Raw genomic sequence first — 18,687 nt, forward strand, 5'->3', positions numbered from 1 at the left:
CTATCAAAGGAGCCCTCAGGCTCCTTTGTTGTTTCTATACACCCGGTTTATGTTTTTCGGTTGCCTGATTACGTCAGAACCGTACTATTTCCGCTCAAACCTTCCAGATGAATACTCTCATCGCTGTGCCATATACAGGTAATGATCTCTATTGCATAACCATCCAGCCGGATGAATAAAGGCAATATTATCTAGTGGCAGAGTAATAGTGTGAACTGACTCCAGCCGATAGACTTGATTGCTAAAAAGACGTTACAGTTGTTGCGGGTTACCGTTGTTTGTTATTTCAGGCGGCGGCTCACATAGTATGAAGAAGCAAGTTAGATTTCAATTTAGGCTAAAAGTAAGCCCTAACTATGTTATATCAGCCCGTATAGCTAATTGTTGTGGAGGAAGATACCTGAACCGGCCATAAACAGAATTGCTGTGCTACCCGTGCTGTCTGACGTACGTAAATGTAGTCGTGAATATTGCTATGAAATCACGATGTCCTCCTGTTTACGAATGTTGGTCAGGTTACAGCAGTTCGTTAATGTTCGGGAATAATTAGCTATATGGGATGATGTACACGACCTGGAGGCAAAAAATATGGAAATGTTGTCCGGCGCTGATATGGTCGTTCGATCAATGATCGATCAAGGCGTAAAACATATCTTCGGATATCCTGGCGGATCGGTGCTCGATATTTACGATGCGCTGCATGAGAAAAGCGATATCGAACACGTGCTCGTTCGTCATGAGCAGGCCGCGGTGCATATGGCTGATGGCTATGCCCGTGCGACGGGTGACGTCGGGGTGGTGCTGGTGACGTCGGGGCCTGGGGCAACCAATGCTATCACCGGTATTGCGACCGCCTATATGGACTCCATTCCTCTGGTTGTACTCTCTGGGCAGGTCATGAGTAACCTGATTGGTAATGATGCCTTTCAGGAGTGCGACATGGTGGGGATCTCCCGCCCGGTCGTGAAGCACAGCTTTCTGGTCAAGAACCCGGAAGATATTCCGGAGATCATTAAAAAAGCCTTCTATATTGCTGCCAGCGGCCGTCCTGGGCCTGTCGTAATTGATATCCCTAAAGATATGCTGAATCCGGCTGACACTTATCCTTACAAGTACCCCGAGTCGATCGCGATGCGTTCCTATAGCCCGACCACACAGGGCCACAAGGGGCAGATTAAGCGGGGTGTCAGGGCATTGCTAACGGCGAAGAAGCCTGTACTTTATGTTGGCGGCGGGGCGATTATGTCCGATTGCGGTGAGCAAGTACTGAAACTTGCTGGGTCGCTGAATATTCCTGTGGTCAATACCCTTATGGGGCTGGGCGCTTTTCCGGGAACGCATAAGAACTACTTAGGTATGCTGGGGATGCATGGTACCTATGAAGCCAATATGGCAATGCATAACTCTGATTTAATCTTCGGTATCGGAGTGCGGTTTGATGACCGTACGACCAACAATGTCGCGAAATATTGCCCGAATGCGACCATCATGCACATTGATATCGACCCATCTTCTATTTCCAAGACAGTGGCGGTGGATATACCGATTGTCGGCTCGGCTGATACTGTACTAAACAGCATGATCAAGCTATTGGATGAGCAGGGCGCGAGCAATGACGAGGAGGCTATCGATAGCTGGTGGAGTGAGATTGAATCATGGCGGGCACGCAAGTGCCTGAGCTACGACACCGGTAGTGAGCGTATCAAGCCACAGCAAGTCATTGAGGTTCTTTATAAGCTGACTAACGGTGATGCCTATGTGACTTCGGATGTAGGCCAACACCAGATGTTTGCTGCACTGTACTATCCGTTTGATAAACCGCGCCGCTGGATCAATTCAGGTGGCTTGGGCACCATGGGCTTTGGCTTACCGGCGGCGATGGGGGTGAAGTTTGCTTTGCCCGATGCCGAGGTTGTGTGTGTGACTGGTGACGGTAGTATTCAGATGAATATCCAGGAACTTTCGACGGCCTTGCAATACGATATTCCGGTTAAGATCATCAACCTGAACAACCGCTTTCTGGGGATGGTGAAGCAGTGGCAGGATATGATTTATCAAGGGCGCCATTCCCATTCGTACATGGATTCGGTGCCGGATTTTGCCGCAATAGCAGAAGCTTACGGTCACGTCGGTGTACGGATTTCAGATCCGGCTAAGCTTGATAGCGAGCTGGAAAAAGCGTTGGCGATGAAAGATAAGCTGGTCTTTATTGATATCAGCGTTGATGAAACGGAGCACGTCTATCCGATGTTGATCCGTGGTGGCTCAATGAGCGAAATGTGGCTAAGTAAAACGGAGAGAACATAATGCGCAGGATTGTATCAGTACTACTTGAAAATGAATCAGGCGCATTATCACGGGTTGTCGGCTTGTTTTCCCAGCGGGGTTATAACATTGAATCACTGACAGTGGCTCCGACCGATGATCCGACTTTGTCGCGCCTGAATATTACTACCAATGTGGATGATGATGCTGCCCTTGAGCAGATAGAGAAGCAGTTACATAAGCTGATTGATATTCTTAAGGTCAGCAATGTTACCGAGACTGAGCATGTCGAGCGAGAGCTGATGCTGGTGAAGGTCAAGGCCAGCGGTTTTGCCCGGGCGGAGGTTAAGCGAACGGCTGATATTTTCCGGGGGCAGATTGTTGATGTGACCAGTCAGATTTATACCGTTCAGTTGGCGGGAACCAGTGATAAGCTGGATGCCTTTATTTCTGCGGTTGGAGAAGCAACGGAAATTGTCGAAGTCGCACGAAGCGGCGTGGTCGGTATGGCCCGTGGTGAACGGGCTTTAAAAGTTTAAAGCCTGCCATTACATAATTACTAGCAAGCCCGGCTCGGGGGATCCCTTAGCCGGGCTTATTCTTTAGTTTGGTATTAGACTAAAGTCTAATAGGCAGTAGTCCTGAAGTTTCCAGCTAGCAATGACAGGTTGTATTACCGTGGTGGTGGAGCGCAGGAAGGGTTTCGTCGCTGGCTGTACAGAGGCTGTGGGTAGTAGGAGTATGGCAATGGCGAATAAATTCTTAGTACGGCTGATCACTCTTGTTCTGGTGATGCTGGGTTTTCACATCAGTGCGCTTTATTTCCTGTTGGCGGTGTTGTTGCTCAACACCCACCACAAAGAGATCTTTTGGTAACACTTTGCGAGGCGGGTGCGTATCTGGCTGCAGTCTTGGAAGTTAGAGGTAAGCCTTGATCATCTCGATAGCTCGCTGGGAGTGGCTGCCCAGTAGGGTGAGCGCTTGTTTGATATCCCGATTGAGAACAGCCTTCATCATTTCTTCATGTTCATTGTTGTCGTGGTAACGCTCTTCGTATTGCCGAGTTCGGCATACCCAGATGTGGCGGTAACGTTCTATTTGTTCGTAGACTTCACGGTAAAGATCCAGCATGACTGGTGACAGGCTGTCTTCGAGCAAAGCAAGGTGAAACTGGCTGTGGCGTTGTTCCCATTCGGCAAAGTTCACAACACTCGCAGCCGGGTTGATACGGCTAAGCTTGTGGAAGCTGGTCAGAATATTGAGCTCCCAGTCCTCATCGCCATTTTTAATCGCCCGCTCAAGCAGCACTTGAGATAATAGTTGATTGGTTTCAAACAGATCTTCCAACTCGGTTACTGAAACAGAAGCGACCCAGCAGCCTTTTTGTGGCGTAAAGTTAACGTATTTTTTCCATGATAGCTGGACCAGTGCTTCCCTGATAGGCGAAGCGCCAACGTTGTAGCGGGATTTTAAGTCTGCAACAACAAGTTTTTGTCCCGGAGCTAGTTCGCCGAGCAAGATGTCCTGTCGAATCATATCCATGACTTTGTTGGTCAGTGTGGGACTAGACACTGCATTCCTCATTATTATTTGTTTTTGCTTTTGGCTGTTGCGCCAAAGGGAGGTGGTTCGAGAGCTGATTGCACCTCTAGAGTTGGAGCAGAGTTGTTAAGCGTATTAAAGCGCTTTGTTTCACAAGTAAGCGTTATACTCTGGAGGTATCATGCTGCCGGGTGAGTATACAGTTGAAGAAACAGAGGGGCGATAGATAAGCTGTGGATTTGTGAGTGGTGTTTCGCCTTGTGTAATCCGGGATAAAAAAACGGGAGCCAGTTGGCTCCCGTTTTTGAATCAGCTTACGGCTTACAGTACGTGTACAGAAGCAGTGTTAGTTGTGCCTGATGGTACTAGTGCGCCAGATACCATAACAACGATATCGCCTTTCGCGCCTAGGCCAGTTTCAAGAGCAAGCTCTTTACCGCGACCGTAGAATGCATCAGTGTTTTCGATAGACTCAACAACTACTGGAGTTACACCTTTAGACAGAGCTAGCTGAGCTGCAGTCTTAGTGTTAGTTGTTACTGCAAGGATATTTGCAGTTGGGAAGTATTTACGTACAGAACGTGCAGACTTACCAGCTTCAGTTGCAACAACAATTAGAGGAGCGCTTAGCTTCTCTGCAGTGTCTACCGCACCTTTACATACAGCTTCAGTGATGCGTAGGCGTGGGCTGTCTAGGCGAGAACCTAGTTCTGCTTTTAGGGCTGCATCAGTACGCTCACAGATCTGAGCCATGATAGTTACAGCTTCGATTGGGTATTTACCCTTCGCAGACTCACCAGATAGCATTACTGCATCAGTACCGTCCATGATTGCGTTCGCAACATCACCCGCTTCTGCACGAGTTGGACGTGGGTTCTTGATCATTGAATCAAGCATCTGAGTAGCAGTGATAACCACTTTACGGGCACGGTTACATTTCTCTATCATCATCTTCTGAGCGAAGATTACTTCTTCAACAGGGATTTCAACACCTAGGTCACCACGAGCAACCATGATGCCGTCAGAAGCTTCTAGGATAGCGTCGAAGTTATCAACACCTTCCTGGTTTTCGATCTTAGAGATGATCTGGATGTTTTCGCCGCCGTTAGCATTTAGTAGCTCACGGATTTCTTTCACGTCTTCCGCTTTACGGATGAAAGAAGCAGCAACGAAGTCAACGCCTTGCTCACAACCGAACTTAAGGTCAGCTTTATCTTTTTCAGCAAGTGCAGGAAGCTTCACAGAAACGCCTGGTAGGTTAACACCTTTGTTTTCACCCAGGTCACCGTTGTTAAGTACTTTACACTTAACCTCAGTTTCTGTTGTTTCTAGTACTTCCATCTCGATTAGACCATCGTCAACCAGGATAGTGTTACCTTTAGTCAGGTCTTTAGCGAAACCAGGGTAAGTTACCGCCACGCGGTCTTGGTTACCGATAACAGAAGTATCTGTAGTGAAAGTGAACTCCTGGCCTGCAACCAGAGAAAAGTCTTGACCGTTTTCTAGCTTGATTGTACGGATCTCAGGACCTTTAGTATCAAGCAGGATAGCTAGTTGCTTGCCAGTTTCTGCCATTACATCACGCAGGTTGCTGATACGCTGACCGTGTTCAGCGAAGTCACCGTGCGAGAAGTTAAGACGCATTACGTTCATGCCAGCGTTAGCTAGCTTAGTTAGCATCTCTATTGATTCAGTTTTAGGTCCAATCGTACATACGATCTTAGTCTTTTTCATTGAGGATTGTCTCCGGACGAACTTTTACCCAAGGGAAATTTGAATCACAGTGTTATACCTGAAAAAAGAAGTGCAATTATGTTGAAACACGCCTGCAAACTGAGGGGTAGATCAAATATTTGCAACTTCCTCTGACTGGTTGACGGTGATAATACAAATTTTTTACAAAAATATTGCCTTATGAAAGCATTGGTTGCTTTCATAAGGCAGCACTTGTACACATTTTTACCTTATCGATTCCCTCCTAGGCATATTGCCATATAATCATGGCATGAATGTGTCGCCCTTACATAAAATTGTCCGGCAGACAAGCTAAGGATTATAGCACAGCCCAACTCTTTTATCACCTTGTGATAACATGCAAACTTTTTGCATGTCGTGCTAATTGAGGCTGAAATTATCTACATAATTCACAGAAAAGTTTTGTTATTTATCAAGAGATGGCGAATTTTTGCTGTAAATTGATTTATTTTTTGCCTCAAAATAAATCTGAGGTTTAATTGTTTCCGCTTGTAAACTTTTTGTTTCCAAATGTGTGCAATGTGTTTTTGGGGGAAATAGTCTGTTCTATCAGTAAGAATAAAAAGGTTCAGATATAAGATGGTTCAATAGTTTGTGTATTTATACCAACTAAAACAAAAGAACACCGTTGTGATGTTTTTATATTTTGTTTCTGGTCGGTATTTCAATTACTTGATATCTGCTTTCAATTACCTTGAAGTAAAACCGCTTTGATTAGAGCTGATTCTTATTCAACCTGAACCCGGGATAAGAATTTTGTGAGCCAGCTATGGACAAGTCAGTGGACTTATTTTGTCATGTTGATGATTTTTGACAAGTTTTCATACCTCAATGGCAAAAATTACAACTAGAAAATGGTGAAAGAAAGCGGAGCATTTAATTCCTCTTCGCACCGGTGCTGCTTATTGGGAGTATGGGCATCTAAGAAATCGTAGTGTTGCCAATCAACGCCTTTATGGTAGTAATGATCACTGGAAAAAGACGATTGGGTATCATAAACGCTCGATATTAGAAACTGCGATGTTCCGATATAAGCAGCTGATTAACCCGTCACTCACCTTACGAGATTATAATGCGCAAGTGGGCGAAACTTATGCATCAACCCGAGTATTAAATAAGCTCACAGGGCTAGATATGCCTATTACACGAAAAATCAGCTAAATACGGGAACAATCTGCCTCATTTTTGATTTGTTCAACAAAGTCCTCAATATGCGTTTTGCTCTATCTACTTTCTAAGGAACCTTGAGGAAAGTAAGCGTCTCATAAACCCACGGGGCGGTTATTAATGTGAAAAGTTCCAGGGGAACAATGCATTGATATCCGGCTCTGGCTTGGCCTGCGCCTTCATGCAATGCACCAGGTAGTCATACACAATCAGGTCATTAGCCTTTGCCGTTTTAATGATGCTGTAGAGGACAGCACTGGCATCAGTACCGCTTGGCGTATCGGCGAACAGTCAGTTTTTCATTGTCAATGATCAGAGGTTTTATTGCACGTCCAGCGCGATTTTTGTCGATAGACAGGTGGTCATCTACCACATAGCGTATCAACTTTGGCCATTGCTCTAACGTGTACTTAATCGCTTTGCCTTACTGCCCCTGAGCCAATGACTTTTTGCTTGTTCAGCCACTGATAGAGGTCATCCAGCATCGGTTAGGCTCGCAGTTGCCTCTCGGCTAGGCGTTCTTCAACCGTAAATTTTTTCAGACGCGCTTCCAGCGCATAGAGCTTCTGGATTTTTGCCAGACCACATCCGCCTTGCCAGTTATACCTTTCCCAGGACTTTTTTGGCATCCATGAACTTACGGCGGGCATGTACCATGCACCTTAGATGTTCAATCGTCTTTAAGGTATCATAAGCTTGGTAGCCACCAGTTTTCAAATAGCCGGAAAAGTCCCCCTGATAGTTAGCCGCGCACGCGCCAGCCCGATTATTTTGATAGTTGAACAATGCGATATTTCTGCCCCTGGCGGTGAGAAGTCGGGTGAGTCTGCCCCTGAACAGTAAACCCACATATAACACTGTTTATTTTCCTTGGGGACATTCAGGGGATCCTCATCAGCCTGGATAACAACTGCTGTAATAACGGCGTAAAGGCCTCACTGGCCTGTTCAGCTGTTTTCTCGCACTGGCGGCAGCCGTATTTCGGCTGCACATACTTCAGTACTTTCAGTTGAGCGGGGATGAACTCGAGCTTTTCACTGATATCTTCGGTTCCTTAAGGGAAATATGATGATAAGCGTGCTGAAGGGCTATTTGAATGTGGTGATTATGGGGCGCTTACAAATAAAACGACTTTTACGTTCCAGTATCGTGACGGTGCCATGCTTATCTAAAGCAGTATCAATTTTCCAATCACCATATCGTTCTCGGCTACATACAATAGGTAGGCGCTCATCAATGTAACCGGCGTTCTTATTCGCTGGAATCTTGTCCTGTCTACCTCTTCGATATCTGCTCAGGACTCCAGTTGTTCTCAAATAATGGCTGGATGAATATTGTTCGCTTTGTTGGTATTTTGCACTCTCGGATTACTTGCGATTATATCTGAGTCACTTTGGGACAATAAATTTCCCCATCGCTGTATCTCTTTAACTCTCGATATACATACAGTATAACGATGGCATTTTATTGTGTTAGCGATATCTGAAATAGAAATCCCCTGTTCCAAAAGGGCAGAAATCTGGTATATTCTCCTTTCGGTCAACTGCTGATAACTCATGGTAGTACTGCTTGTTTCTTTGATGAGAAGAGCGTACCAATTTCGGCCATTGGCTTCCTCTTCTACACCTTCCCATGAGTGTCGCAGTTATTATCTGAAATCAGGTTTTACGCTAATATATTTAGATATTTAGCATATTATGATAAATTAATCAAAACGCTCATAATGATCCAACAAAGATATGAACTAAAATATATGAAAGAGTTAAATGAGAGACTGGTAACCCTGTTTTGTTATGACGATAAATCAGCTGGAATGTTGATGCGAAGCACCTTGAATTCTTTATGCAAAGTAGAAGCCTATCACTCAAATCGGAAAGGTGATATCATCCAGATCTTGGAGTGTCATCCTATTCAATTAATATTCATTGCTGGTTCTGAAGAGTATCTAAAAGATATATATCGTAGCGTTAATAAATTCTATGAAAGTAAACCTATTGCAGATGATATCAAAACCATTATCGTTGCAATACCTAATGTATTTAATACACAGTCGTTAAACTTTTTAATAGATCAAGGTTATGATCTTATTTTAAATGACACTTATCAGTTGGTTGAATTTAATAAAAAATTTCACCCATTATATAAAAAAATAAAGGCAAGAAAGCTATTAGCCTCTAAACTTAACACCGTGGAAATAACTGAATCATTGTATATTCAGATTATATTTAAGTTTTTGTCCGATCATCGCCTTGTGAAGATTATTTTCCGGGATTATATAAACAGAAAATACAAGATTGAAAACCTTGAGACTCTCTATAAAAAAACTAATAAAACTAGCTTGTTGACTGAGTTAACACACTACTTTGTAGAAGGTAATAGTTTTCAGCGTGGACTTGGTTACTCCGCAAAATTGTTAAAAGCAAGCCCCTGGTCGTTCAGGGCAAATCTTATGCTAAGTAAGTATTATATAGCCAAGTCACCAGAAAGATCTTTAGCACATTTTTTAAAGACAGATCAAAGTCAGTTGGGTGAAATAGATCCTGACTTCATTTTCGAACTGCAGGTAAAAAACCAGTTTAGCAGCTCATTAGGAATCCTAAATAAATATATTCTATCACGGGAAGATGCTGTGTTGGATCTAGCAATATCAGCAGTAAGTTGGTTTTTGTATCAGCCAAAAGTACTGAGAAAGTTTTTTGTTAGTGCACTCAGGAATAATCGGACAAGGATAAATATCACCAAGAAAATCACTCAAAGTTATTCGAAAGAGACGGGTGTTGTGTTATCAGTGATACCGATTTTATTAGCGGGTAAATCTTATGCAGTGGCAGAAATTATAAAGCGCAAGATTCGAGAATTAGAAGACTATGATGTTTCACCTAAAGAAGCGATAGTATATTCATTGATGTTTTCTCTGCTTGGCAGAAACAGTTACTCTAATAGAATCAAGTTCGATGATAATCCTGAAGCTTTTAACCAATCACAGCATAAAACGGTATTAAAAGTAACAGGTAGAATAGAAAAAGAGGTAAAATTAAAGATTAAAAATGTTACAGAATGCAATAATGCCGATGGTATTTACAAGAATTATAGACAATACCCATTATCTAATGAATTATCATATGCATCATGTGTATCATTGGGCAAGTTGGGTATAAATGATGAGCGGTTTAAGCATTTGATCAATACATCTATTTTTCTTGAAACATCTACTGAAAAAAGAAGTGAACTAAGAAAGATAAAATCTCGGGTATTCTAATTGGTAATGATGATGTTGTTTACCAAATGGTTTTTTGATTACTATCGAGTATCAGCTAATTTAAGTAACCGCTGAGGTATAGGTGCAGTTTGAATACTGGTAAAATCAATTGTTCCTGCAACTGTCCAAGGTTAAATTGTCGATTGAACTTAAAACAAAAGTAACTGTTCACCCGCAAGCGGTTGATAGTTCGCACGTTAGCTTTTTGGGTATTGGGTAATCGGTCTTTTCAATGCAGGCATGCACTACCGATTTTAACCAGTCGTACGAATTGAGCCTTAGCAGCTTTGCCATTTCAAGGAGAGATAGTATATGTTGCCTAAACAGTTCTCCTCGATGGGAACGCACACAATAACAACACTTACGCCAGACTACATAGCCATGTATAACCCGCTCAGCAGCATTGTTTGTCAGAGGGATACTGGCATTATCTAAAAAACGCCACAGCATGACATCGTCATCAAGCAATCGCTTGCAACGACCTCGATATCGTTTTGAACACTGATATTGACCCTTTCTGAGTTGTGCCTGCCAAGATGATCTTAACCGCTTGAACCGCCCGCAAGATAAGGCATGAGTCAATTTACCTGCTTCATATTGGTGTCTGGTTCTAAATACCATTTGAGCGACGAGTACCAGCCTAGCGCCGATTGGTGGGTTGTCCTTACCGACATTATCAGCGATAGCAATCACACTACGAAGAATATGGGCCCGGCAAAGTTGCCTCTGGTTTTCATCGATATATCGATAGCTGCTGTACCGGTCGGTCACGAGGATGCCATTAAGCTCTTTTCCCAAAAGCCGGATGAAGGCCACTGTGGTCTGTATTTCAACGTCCGGAACAAGGATTCCGAGAACGGGTGATCTGACCCAGCAGTTTTAGACACCGAGTTAAGCGAGTAAAATCACTTAACGAGATAAACAATGACAAACACTAAAACACGTATCAGGCACACCGAAGAGTTTAAGGAACTGGTGCTTAAGAACATCGGTTCCAGAGGCAGTACGACAACTTAATCTACATGCTTCCTAAATATATGGCTGGCGTAAGAACGCAAGGAAGGACTCCGCCAGTGAACGCGAGGCTGATCTTGCAACCGAAAACGCTCGTCTGAAGCGCCTCCTCTCCGAGCAAGCGGAGGAGCTTGAAATAGTAAAAAAAGCCGCCACCTACTTCGCGAAACATCTAAAATAGCGAGCTTTGAGTTCATGCAAGTGCACCTTGAGCAGTTCTCAGTAATGAGGATGGCCAAGGTTCTTGCTGTATCGCGTAGTGGGTTTTACTACTGGCTAAAGCATCGTCATGAAATTAGTCAACGGGATAGAGCTCGTACGCTGCGTGACATAACGGTCAAAAAGGCGTTCGAAGCTAGCAAAGGTCGTGATGGTGCAAGATGTATCCAGGTAGAACTGGCAGAGCAAGGGAACAAGCACAACCTCATACGATATCAGACAGCATGAAAAGGCAAAGCCTGGTTGCAAAAGTTGCGCGTAAATTTTAGGTCACAACAGATAGTAAGCATTCCTTACCCGTTGCGCCTAAACTTCTGGAAAAAGATTTTACTGCTGATGCACCGAATCAGAAGTGGGCTGGCGATATCACCTACTTGATGATAAGTGAGGGCTGGCTTTATCTTGTTGGGGCAGATCAAAACGTAATTCTGAAAATAAAAGAATAATTAAATCTAGGTAAACCACCGCCTCTGGCGGTGTGACTCGACAAGGCTCCGCCGTTCAGGCGTGCAGAAGTGAGAAAATGGTCTCCTTTATAGAACCGGCAAGTTCACAAGGAGGCCATGATGAGAGATTGGCAGAGCCAAGCTCACGTAAAGCATTATTGCAAATATCACGTCGTATTTGTGCCTAAATATCGAAAGAAAGCCATTTATGGCTCTCTTCGTCGAGATATCGGCAAGATTTTTAGTGAGTTGTGTAGGCAACAAGGAATAGAAATTGTGGAAGCTCATGCGATGAAAGATCATATTCATATGCTTCTAATGATTCCACCGAAATACAGCGTTGCCAACACAATAGGCTTTCTGAAGGGAAAGTCAGCTATCAGGATTTATCGAGAACATTTGCAGGTGAAGCGCAATTTTACCGGACGGCATTTTTGGGCACGAGGATATTGCGTAAGTACTGTTGGATTAGATGAACAGATGATTCGTGAATATATAAGAAATCAGGAATCAGAAGAGAAGCGACAAGAACAACTGCAACTCTCAGGTTTATAAATATAGCCCCCTCCGGGGGCTTTCATCATACCCCCGGCTTTGCAGGTGGTTCATGATTGCACATCCATCAAAAGAACTTAAATTTATTCAGGATTTAATTATCAATCAATTACAATCTAAATTACCAATCCATGATGTTGCGACTGCATATATCAAAGGAAAAAGTATCAAAGACAATGCTTTCCCACATGCAAAGTCAAAATACTTGTTAAAAATGGACTTAAAGAGTTTTTTCCAAGTATAAAGCCTGACTTATTTTTTAAAGAGTGCCGACACCAAGGAATTGCATTATCTGATTTAGATAAAGACCTTTTAGAAGGGGTTCTTTTTTGGAAAACTAGGCGGGCAAAAAGTTTGAGTTTAAGCATTGGAGCTCCTAGTTCTCCGCTAGTATTTAACTTTATTCTTTATAGATTTGATAATGCTATAAGTCAGTTATGTCAATCCGAAGGAATAGTATACACACGTTACGCAGATGACCTAACGTTCTCCACTAATAAAAGAGGGGCTATTTTATCATTTCCACCAAAAGTAAGAAGAATCCTTGGCACACTCTATGATGGCAACATCAAGATAAACCTTAGAAAAACGGTGCTATCTTCTAAGGCCCATAATAGACATGTTACTGGTATAACCCTCACAAATGATGGAAAACTGAATATTGGTCGAGAAGAGAAGCGAAAGTTATCTGCAGCGGTCTATCGCTACGCATCCCAGATGCTTGAGTTAGAAGAAATTTTGGTCCTCAGAGGTAAGCTCTCATATGCTACTTTTCTTGAGCCCGAATTTCTCGAAAGATTGATTAGAAAATATGGGCAGCAAGTCAAACCAGACTGGCCTTGCAATCATCTCTCAGCCCTTGTTCTGCCTGGATCTCACAGCATAGCCTTCTAATGATTCTGTTGACGTTGTTGTCTCCGGTCTTTGGCTGAGATTTTATCCCTATTACAGTCGTCGTCGACGACAGAACTCCATCAGAAAATCCCCCCGTCAACTTCACCACTATCTACTCAGGAGAATCTCATCCCAGATTCATAGCTGATTGCCCTCAGAATCACCCCTGACGAACAGAACACGGTTCTGAGTATGAATATCAGTCTAAAGATTAACGGCTGTTTCTGGCGGTGTGAGTGGTTCCTAACAGGTGAGGGGCTGAATGATTTATGGGATAACGAACCAATTACCGCCCTTGGCAATTGGTCTTAATCTTGTCACATCTGTATCGTCCTGAATTTCTGTCTGAGTATTCTGGCCTTACTGTCAGACTCAATCAGTCAGGTATCTAAATCATTTATATATTAATAACTTGAACCCAAGGGAACGGATGTTGGTTATATATGTTAGTAACCGCTCGCTAATTTTCAGCCAGCGTAGTACAGCTGAAGTGTGGTATGAAATTGGTTAGTTTGATGATTGCGCGGAAGAGTGTTGTTTGTGATATGTGGTATGAAATTGCAGATAGAAATGTAGCTAAGAGTAATATTTCTGATGTATTTCAGTTAGCTAGATGGAAAGATGCTTACCGGAAGTCACTGCGGACCGGATATAGACAGGCCAGAAACAGAAAAGGCTGATAGGTTTCCCTATCAGCCTTTCTTCAATCTGGTGGCCCCTCGCAGACTTGAACTGCGGACCAAGCGATTATGAGTCGCCTGCTCTAACCACTGAGCTAAGGGGCCTTTGTGCGAGAAATTATATGAGATGGTTTCGCACTTGTCTAGCGAATAAAGTGATTGTTTTGTTTGCTTTTTAATCATTTGACGGAAAGTGTATGGCGATAGCGGGAAATAGCTAAGATATTGATATTTAGATGTATCGCCACAAATAAAAAAGCGAGCCGGTTGGCTCGCTTTTCTGATCTAGGTCGATACGTTTACTCGTCCAGGAAGCTGCGCAGTACATCTGAGCGGCTTGGGTGGCGAAGTTTACGCAGTGCCTTAGCTTCGATCTGACGGATACGCTCACGGGTAACGTCGAACTGCTTGCCCACTTCTTCTAGGGTGTGGTCAGTGTTCATATCGATACCGAAACGCATACGCAGTACTTTTGCCTCACGTGGTGTCAGGCCAGCCAGTACATCGTTGGTTGCGGCGCGCAGGTTGGTCGCTGTCGCGGCATCCATCGGTAGCTGAAGCGTGGTATCTTCAATGAAGTCACCTAAGTGCGAATCTTCATCATCACCGATTGGCGTTTCCATTGAGATTGGCTCTTTAGCAATCTTCAGTACCTTGCGGATTTTGTCTTCCGGCATTTGCATGCGCTCTGCCAGCTCTTCCGGCAGTGGTTCACGGCCCATCTCCTGAAGCATCTGGCGAGAGATACGGTTCAGTTTGTTGATGGTTTCAATCATGTGAACAGGGATACGGATAGTACGTGCCTGATCGGCGATTGAACGGGTGATAGCCTGACGGATCCACCATGTTGCGTAAGTCGAGAACTTGTAACCGCGACGGTATTCGAATTTATCTACCGCTTTCATCAAACCGATGTTACCTTCCTGGATCAAATCCAAGAACTGTAGGCCACGGTTGGTGTATTTCTTCGCGATCGAAATAACCAGACGCAGGTTAGCTTCAACCATTTCTTTCTTCGCACGGCGAGCCTTGGCTTCACCGATAGACATGCGGCGGCTGATATCTTTGATACGTTCAATAGTCAGGCCGGTGTCTTCTTCCAGCATGCGTAGCTTTAGTGTAGAACGACGCAGATCTTCTTCGTAGTTCTTCAGGCGTTCAGCGTAAGGCTTGCCAGAGTTCAGTGCTTCGTCGATCCACTCGGTAGAGGATTCGTTGCCAGCAAACAAGTTGATGAAGGTTTTCTTCGGCATCTTGCTGTTGTCGACACACATACGCATGATAAGGCGTTCGTTAGTACGAACCCTGTCCATTGAATCGCGTAGTGAGCTAACCAGGCGGTCAAATTGTTTCGGGATAAGACGGAACTGTTTGAAGATTTCTGATAGCTCTTCAACTGCAACTTCGGTTTTCGCATCGTGGCGGCCGTAAGTTGTAATTGCGGTAGCCATTTTCTCGTAAGAATCACGAAGTTCCATGAACTTCTCACGCGCTAGCTCCGGATCGATGCCAGTATCTTCTTCGTCTTCATCAGAGTCGTCGTCTTCTTCAAGATCTTTGTCTTCGTCTTCAAGATCAGATTCGCTTAGCTCTGAGCCGATATGTGTTGCGGTTGGTGCTGCTGTTTCCTCTTCATTAGGATCAACAAAACCAGAAATAATGTCGGTTAGACGAAGTTCGTCTGCTTCAACCTTGTCGAATTGCTCAAGTAAGTGAGCAATGGCGGTCGGATACTCTGCTACTGAGCACTGAACTTGGTTGATACCATCTTCAATGCGTTTTGCGATATCAATTTCGCCTTCACGAGTAAGTAGTTCTACTGTACCCATTTCGCGCATGTACATGCGAACTGGATCGGTAGTACGGCCGATCTCGCTTTCTACGCTAGAAAGGGCTTGAGCGGCGGCTTCAATAGCGTCTTCGTCCGCATTATCTTCAGTCATCATTAATTCATCGGCATCAGGGGCTGTTTCAACCACCTTAATACCCATGTCATTAATCATCTGAATAATGTCTTCCACCTGATCGGAATCAACGATATCTTCCGGTAAGTGGTCATTTACTTCTGCGTAGGTCAGATAGCCTTGTTCTTTGCCTTTAGCGACAAGTAACTTAAGCTGAGACTGCGGATTTTGCTCCATAGACGATATCCAACTTCGGGTCTGAGTGAGAGTTTAGTATGCAGAGATGCAAACCTGTAAACTTAACAAATTTTTGAATTGTTGACTACTTACTAGCCGGGACGGTTGAGTATAAGTAACTGCAACTCCCGCTTCTCTTCGACTGATAAGCCGACGGTGTTCGATTTAGCCTGCAACTTTTCGATTTGTTGTTTGACGCATTGATCGATAACTTTATCCATCGCGTCCAAAAATACATCTAGAGTGTTGTCCTCGTCTTTTGCGAGGGGCAGTTGCCATGAGGCCAAACGGGCCATCATGTTCTCGCTTTTGCTGCCACGCCAGGACTCTAGTAACTGGCCTGTAGTGATATTGGGGTTAGTTCGGCATTTATCAACCACTGATAACAATAAATTTAGTCCAGGAACATCAATCCCTTCAAATGCAGCCATATCAAATTCCAGGCTGTTTACAAAACCGGGGTTTTGGATCAGTAGAGCAATGACATCACGCATTGGTGTACGCTTGATGTTTTGCTGCGGCTGAAGTGGTCGCTGGTTGTCATCCCGTTTCAGTTCAAGCCTGATTTGATCTGGTGGTAACCCTAAATTATAGCCTAGTGCATTTAACAGGTATTCACGAAGCGTTTCGCCCGCAACTTTTTCTAATAGCGGTTTGGCCAGCGTTTTCAGCTTTGCCTTGCCTTCTTTGCTGCTCATATCCACTTGTGCAACCAGTGAGTTGAACATGAATTCCGACAATGACATCGCTTCGCTGACTTGTTGCTCGAAACCCTCACGGCCAAATTGACGGATATAGGTATCCGGATCCTCGCCATCGGGCAGGAACATGAACTTGAGCTGTCGGCCGTCGGTCAGGTAAGGCAGGGCTTGCTCCATCGCTCGCCATGCCGCATCGCGACCGGCGCGATCGCCGTCGTAACAGCAAACGACAGTACCTGTTTGGCGGAACATGGTCTGGATATGATCGCCGGTCGTGGAGGTACCTAGGGAGGCAACGGCATAGTCGACCCCGAATTGCGCCAGGGCAACGACATCCATATAGCCTTCTACCACCAGAAGTTTTTCTGGTTCGCGATGGGCCTGAAGGACTTCGTAAAGGCCATAGAGTTCACGGCCTTTATGGAAAATCGGGGTTTCCGGCGAGTTGAGGTATTTGGGGGTACCATCACCCAATACCCGGCCACCAAAGCCGATAACACGGCCACGGCGGTCGTGGATTGGGAACATAACCCGCCCTCGAAAGCGGTCATAACGGCGGCCGTTATCGTTCTCGATCAGCATTCCCGCGGTTACCAGCCCCTGTTGGGCTTCCATATCGCGGCCAAAGCGGTTGCGAACAAGATCCCACTGGTCGGGTACAAAACCGATACCGAACTTCTGAACCACTTCACCTGACAGGCCCCGGTCTTTCAGGTAGTCAACGGCAACCTGGCCTTCTTGGGTGCGGAGCTGGGATTTATAGAACTGGGAAATTTGTCCCATCATCTCATAAAGCCCTAGCTTTTCTTTGCTGCGCGTACCGGGTTGGCCACCGCCGCTGCCTTGTTCGCGAGGCACTTCCAGCCCAAGCTGTGAGGCCAGTTCTTCTATTGCCTCGACAAATTCCAGGCGGTCGAATTCCATAACGAAATCGAGGACGTTGCCGTGGGCGCCACAGCCGAAGCAGTGATAGAACTGCTTTTCCTGGCTGACAGAAAAAGAAGGGGTTTTCTCATTATGGAAGGGACAGCAGGCACCAAAGTTCTTGCCTTGCTTTTTTAGTTTCACCCGTGCATCAACCACATCCACGATATCATGTCGTGAGATGAGATCATCGATAAATGAACGAGGGATTTTTCCAGCCATAGAGAAAGCTTTACCTGATAAAACGTGAGTAATACCAAACTAAATAGCTATTAAGCACTTAAGGATATAGCGATTTAGATTGGTATCAAATTCTAAGAATTATGGGAGCGAAATACAAACAAGCCGCGCATTCCTAAATGGATAGCACGGCTTGTTGCAGAATTGGGTTAGTATTAGCTAAGTTTAGCTTTCACTAATTGGCTAACTTTACCCATATCGGCACGACCCTGAACCTGCGGTTTTAGTACGCCCATCAGTTTGCCCATGTCTTGCATGCTGGCAGCTCCGGTTGCAGCAATAGCTTCATCCAGCAGAGCAGCAACTTCGTCGTCGCTCAGTGGTTGAGGCATGAACTCTTCCAGAACTGAAATTTCAGCCAGCTCAACATCAGCAAGATCCTGGCGACCTGCAGCTTCATATTGAGCAACAGAATCACGACGTTGCTTCACCATTTTAGTCAGCACTGCCAGCACGTCGTCTTCGGAAAGAGTGATCTTTTCGTCAACTTCACGCTGTTTGATGGCAGCCATAACTAAACGGATAGCACCTAGACGAGGCTTATCTTTTGCCTTCATCGCCGCTTTTTGTTCGTCTTTAAGACGTTCAATCAGAGTCATAACACGTTCCTTCTGTTAATTAATCGTTCGATTAGTACAGACGAACGCGACGCGCGTTTTCGCGAGCCAATTTCTTCAGGTGACGCTTAACTGCCGCTGCTTTCGCACGTTTACGTACAGTAGTAGGCTTTTCGAAGTGTTCACGACGACGTACTTCAGAAAGGATACCTGCTTTTTCGCAAGAGCGCTTGAAACGACGTAGTGCTACGTCAAACGGTTCGTTTTCACGTACTTTGATTACTGGCATGTAATACTCACCTCAGAGTGATTCGGTTAACGCTGACGT

Annotated in this window: 13 protein-coding genes, 1 tRNA gene and 5 pseudogenes; 9 read left to right on the plus strand and 10 right to left on the minus strand. The window is 44.6% G+C overall.

The genetic code is table 11. From position 1 onward, the window contains the following. The first annotated feature begins 588 nt into the window (after nucleotides 1-588). From Q0852_RS15210 to Q0852_RS15220, 3 genes are all read left to right on the plus strand, one after another. Nucleotides 589-2,307, plus strand: a complete 1,719-nt coding sequence (locus Q0852_RS15210; protein WP_299019371.1) for an acetolactate synthase 3 large subunit — start codon at nucleotides 589-591, stop codon at nucleotides 2,305-2,307. Next, on the plus strand, nucleotides 2,307-2,804 hold the full coding sequence (ilvN, locus tag Q0852_RS15215; protein WP_299019372.1) for an acetolactate synthase small subunit: 498 nt from the start codon (nucleotides 2,307-2,309) through the stop codon (nucleotides 2,802-2,804). The genes Q0852_RS15210 and ilvN overlap by 1 nt, the downstream gene beginning before the upstream one ends. A gap of 208 nt (nucleotides 2,805-3,012) precedes the next feature. Then, a complete protein-coding gene (locus Q0852_RS15220) occupies nucleotides 3,013-3,141 on the plus strand; it encodes a hypothetical protein (protein WP_299019373.1) in 129 nt (42 codons plus the stop codon). Nucleotides 3,142-3,183: 42 nt separating this feature from the next. On the opposite strand, the gene Q0852_RS15225 is transcribed toward Q0852_RS15220, so the two are convergent. Further along, nucleotides 3,184-3,849 (minus strand): GntR family transcriptional regulator, encoded by a 666-nt coding sequence (locus tag Q0852_RS15225; protein WP_299019374.1) that lies wholly within the window; start codon nucleotides 3,847-3,849, stop codon nucleotides 3,184-3,186. Nucleotides 3,850-4,128: 279 nt separating this feature from the next. After that, nucleotides 4,129-5,541 (minus strand): pyruvate kinase PykF, encoded by a 1,413-nt coding sequence (gene pykF / locus Q0852_RS15230; protein WP_299019375.1) that lies wholly within the window; start codon nucleotides 5,539-5,541, stop codon nucleotides 4,129-4,131. A gap of 882 nt (nucleotides 5,542-6,423) precedes the next feature. Here pykF and Q0852_RS15235 point away from each other — a divergent pair. Continuing rightward, nucleotides 6,424-6,723: pseudogene (locus Q0852_RS15235) on the plus strand (IS5/IS1182 family transposase); the annotation flags it as partial. A 123-nt stretch (nucleotides 6,724-6,846) separates the two neighbouring features. Here the strand turns inward: Q0852_RS15235 and Q0852_RS15240 are convergent. Both Q0852_RS15240 and Q0852_RS15245 read right to left on the minus strand, forming a co-directional pair. Continuing rightward, nucleotides 6,847-7,783, minus strand: a pseudogene (locus Q0852_RS15240) (IS66 family transposase); the annotation flags it as partial. Between the two features lie 73 nt (nucleotides 7,784-7,856). After that, nucleotides 7,857-7,967 (minus strand): annotated as a pseudogene (locus Q0852_RS15245) (IS30 family transposase); the annotation flags it as partial. Between the two features lie 515 nt (nucleotides 7,968-8,482). On the opposite strand from Q0852_RS15245, the gene Q0852_RS15250 reads away from it, so the two are divergent. Further along, complete coding sequence (locus Q0852_RS15250) at nucleotides 8,483-9,988, plus strand: hypothetical protein (RefSeq protein WP_299019376.1); 1,506 nt, start codon at nucleotides 8,483-8,485, stop codon at nucleotides 9,986-9,988. 168 nt (nucleotides 9,989-10,156) lie between these two features. Here the strand turns inward: Q0852_RS15250 and Q0852_RS15255 are convergent. Then, nucleotides 10,157-10,792, minus strand: a pseudogene (locus Q0852_RS15255) (transposase); the annotation flags it as partial. Nucleotides 10,793-10,912: 120 nt separating this feature from the next. On the opposite strand from Q0852_RS15255, the pseudogene Q0852_RS15260 reads away from it, so the two are divergent. From Q0852_RS15260 to Q0852_RS15275, 4 genes and pseudogenes are all read left to right on the plus strand, one after another. Next, nucleotides 10,913-11,625, plus strand: a pseudogene (locus Q0852_RS15260) (IS3 family transposase); the annotation flags it as partial. A gap of 162 nt (nucleotides 11,626-11,787) precedes the next feature. Beyond that, complete coding sequence (tnpA, locus tag Q0852_RS15265) at nucleotides 11,788-12,222, plus strand: IS200/IS605 family transposase (RefSeq protein ID WP_299019458.1); 435 nt, start codon at nucleotides 11,788-11,790, stop codon at nucleotides 12,220-12,222. Between the two features lie 52 nt (nucleotides 12,223-12,274). Beyond that, nucleotides 12,275-12,466, plus strand: coding sequence for a hypothetical protein (locus tag Q0852_RS15270; RefSeq protein ID WP_299019377.1), 192 nt, complete (start codon nucleotides 12,275-12,277; stop codon nucleotides 12,464-12,466). Continuing rightward, the gene (locus Q0852_RS15275; RefSeq protein WP_299019459.1) at nucleotides 12,424-13,116 is read left to right on the plus strand and encodes a reverse transcriptase domain-containing protein; all 693 of its coding nucleotides are present in this window, start codon (nucleotides 12,424-12,426) and stop codon (nucleotides 13,114-13,116) included. The genes Q0852_RS15270 and Q0852_RS15275 overlap by 43 nt, the downstream gene beginning before the upstream one ends. Nucleotides 13,117-13,825: 709 nt before the next feature. On the opposite strand, the gene Q0852_RS15280 is transcribed toward Q0852_RS15275, so the two are convergent. The 5 genes from Q0852_RS15280 to rpsU form a co-directional block, all read right to left on the minus strand. Beyond that, a tRNA-Ile gene (locus tag Q0852_RS15280) sits at nucleotides 13,826-13,901 on the minus strand. A 194-nt stretch (nucleotides 13,902-14,095) separates the two neighbouring features. After that, on the minus strand, nucleotides 14,096-15,937 hold the full coding sequence (gene rpoD / locus Q0852_RS15285; protein ID WP_299019378.1) for an RNA polymerase sigma factor RpoD: 1,842 nt from the start codon (nucleotides 15,935-15,937) through the stop codon (nucleotides 14,096-14,098). A 92-nt stretch (nucleotides 15,938-16,029) separates the two neighbouring features. After that, entirely contained in the window at nucleotides 16,030-17,784 is a 1,755-nt protein-coding gene (gene dnaG, locus Q0852_RS15290) for a DNA primase (protein WP_299019379.1), read from the minus strand. Nucleotides 17,785-17,957: 173 nt separating this feature from the next. After that, nucleotides 17,958-18,401 carry a GatB/YqeY domain-containing protein gene (locus Q0852_RS15295; protein ID WP_299019380.1) on the minus strand — a complete coding sequence of 148 codons (444 nt, stop codon included), beginning with the start codon at nucleotides 18,399-18,401 and terminating at the stop codon, nucleotides 17,958-17,960. A 31-nt stretch (nucleotides 18,402-18,432) separates the two neighbouring features. Continuing rightward, the gene (rpsU, locus tag Q0852_RS15300; protein WP_005301411.1) at nucleotides 18,433-18,648 is read right to left on the minus strand and encodes a 30S ribosomal protein S21; all 216 of its coding nucleotides are present in this window, start codon (nucleotides 18,646-18,648) and stop codon (nucleotides 18,433-18,435) included. Nucleotides 18,649-18,687 lie beyond the last annotated feature (39 nt).

The organism is uncultured Photobacterium sp., assembly GCF_947502415.1.
Lineage (GTDB): Bacteria > Pseudomonadota > Gammaproteobacteria > Enterobacterales > Vibrionaceae > Photobacterium.

Coding starts and splice junctions, on each gene's coding strand:
- dnaG (WP_299019379.1), bottom strand. CDS start 17,784: ATGGCTGGAAAAATCCCTCGTTCATTTATCGATGATCTCATCTCACGA.
- ilvN (WP_299019372.1), top strand. CDS start 2,307: ATGCGCAGGATTGTATCAGTACTACTTGAAAATGAATCAGGCGCATTA.
- tnpA (WP_299019458.1), top strand. CDS start 11,788: ATGAGAGATTGGCAGAGCCAAGCTCACGTAAAGCATTATTGCAAATAT.
- Q0852_RS15250 (WP_299019376.1), top strand. CDS start 8,483: ATGAAAGAGTTAAATGAGAGACTGGTAACCCTGTTTTGTTATGACGAT.
- Q0852_RS15220 (WP_299019373.1), top strand. CDS start 3,013: ATGGCGAATAAATTCTTAGTACGGCTGATCACTCTTGTTCTGGTGATG.
- Q0852_RS15295 (WP_299019380.1), bottom strand. CDS start 18,401: ATGACTCTGATTGAACGTCTTAAAGACGAACAAAAAGCGGCGATGAAG.
- Q0852_RS15210 (WP_299019371.1), top strand. CDS start 589: ATGGAAATGTTGTCCGGCGCTGATATGGTCGTTCGATCAATGATCGAT.
- Q0852_RS15225 (WP_299019374.1), bottom strand. CDS start 3,849: ATGAGGAATGCAGTGTCTAGTCCCACACTGACCAACAAAGTCATGGAT.
- pykF (WP_299019375.1), bottom strand. CDS start 5,541: ATGAAAAAGACTAAGATCGTATGTACGATTGGACCTAAAACTGAATCA.
- rpsU (WP_005301411.1), bottom strand. CDS start 18,648: ATGCCAGTAATCAAAGTACGTGAAAACGAACCGTTTGACGTAGCACTA.
- Q0852_RS15270 (WP_299019377.1), top strand. CDS start 12,275: ATGATTGCACATCCATCAAAAGAACTTAAATTTATTCAGGATTTAATT.
- rpoD (WP_299019378.1), bottom strand. CDS start 15,937: ATGGAGCAAAATCCGCAGTCTCAGCTTAAGTTACTTGTCGCTAAAGGC.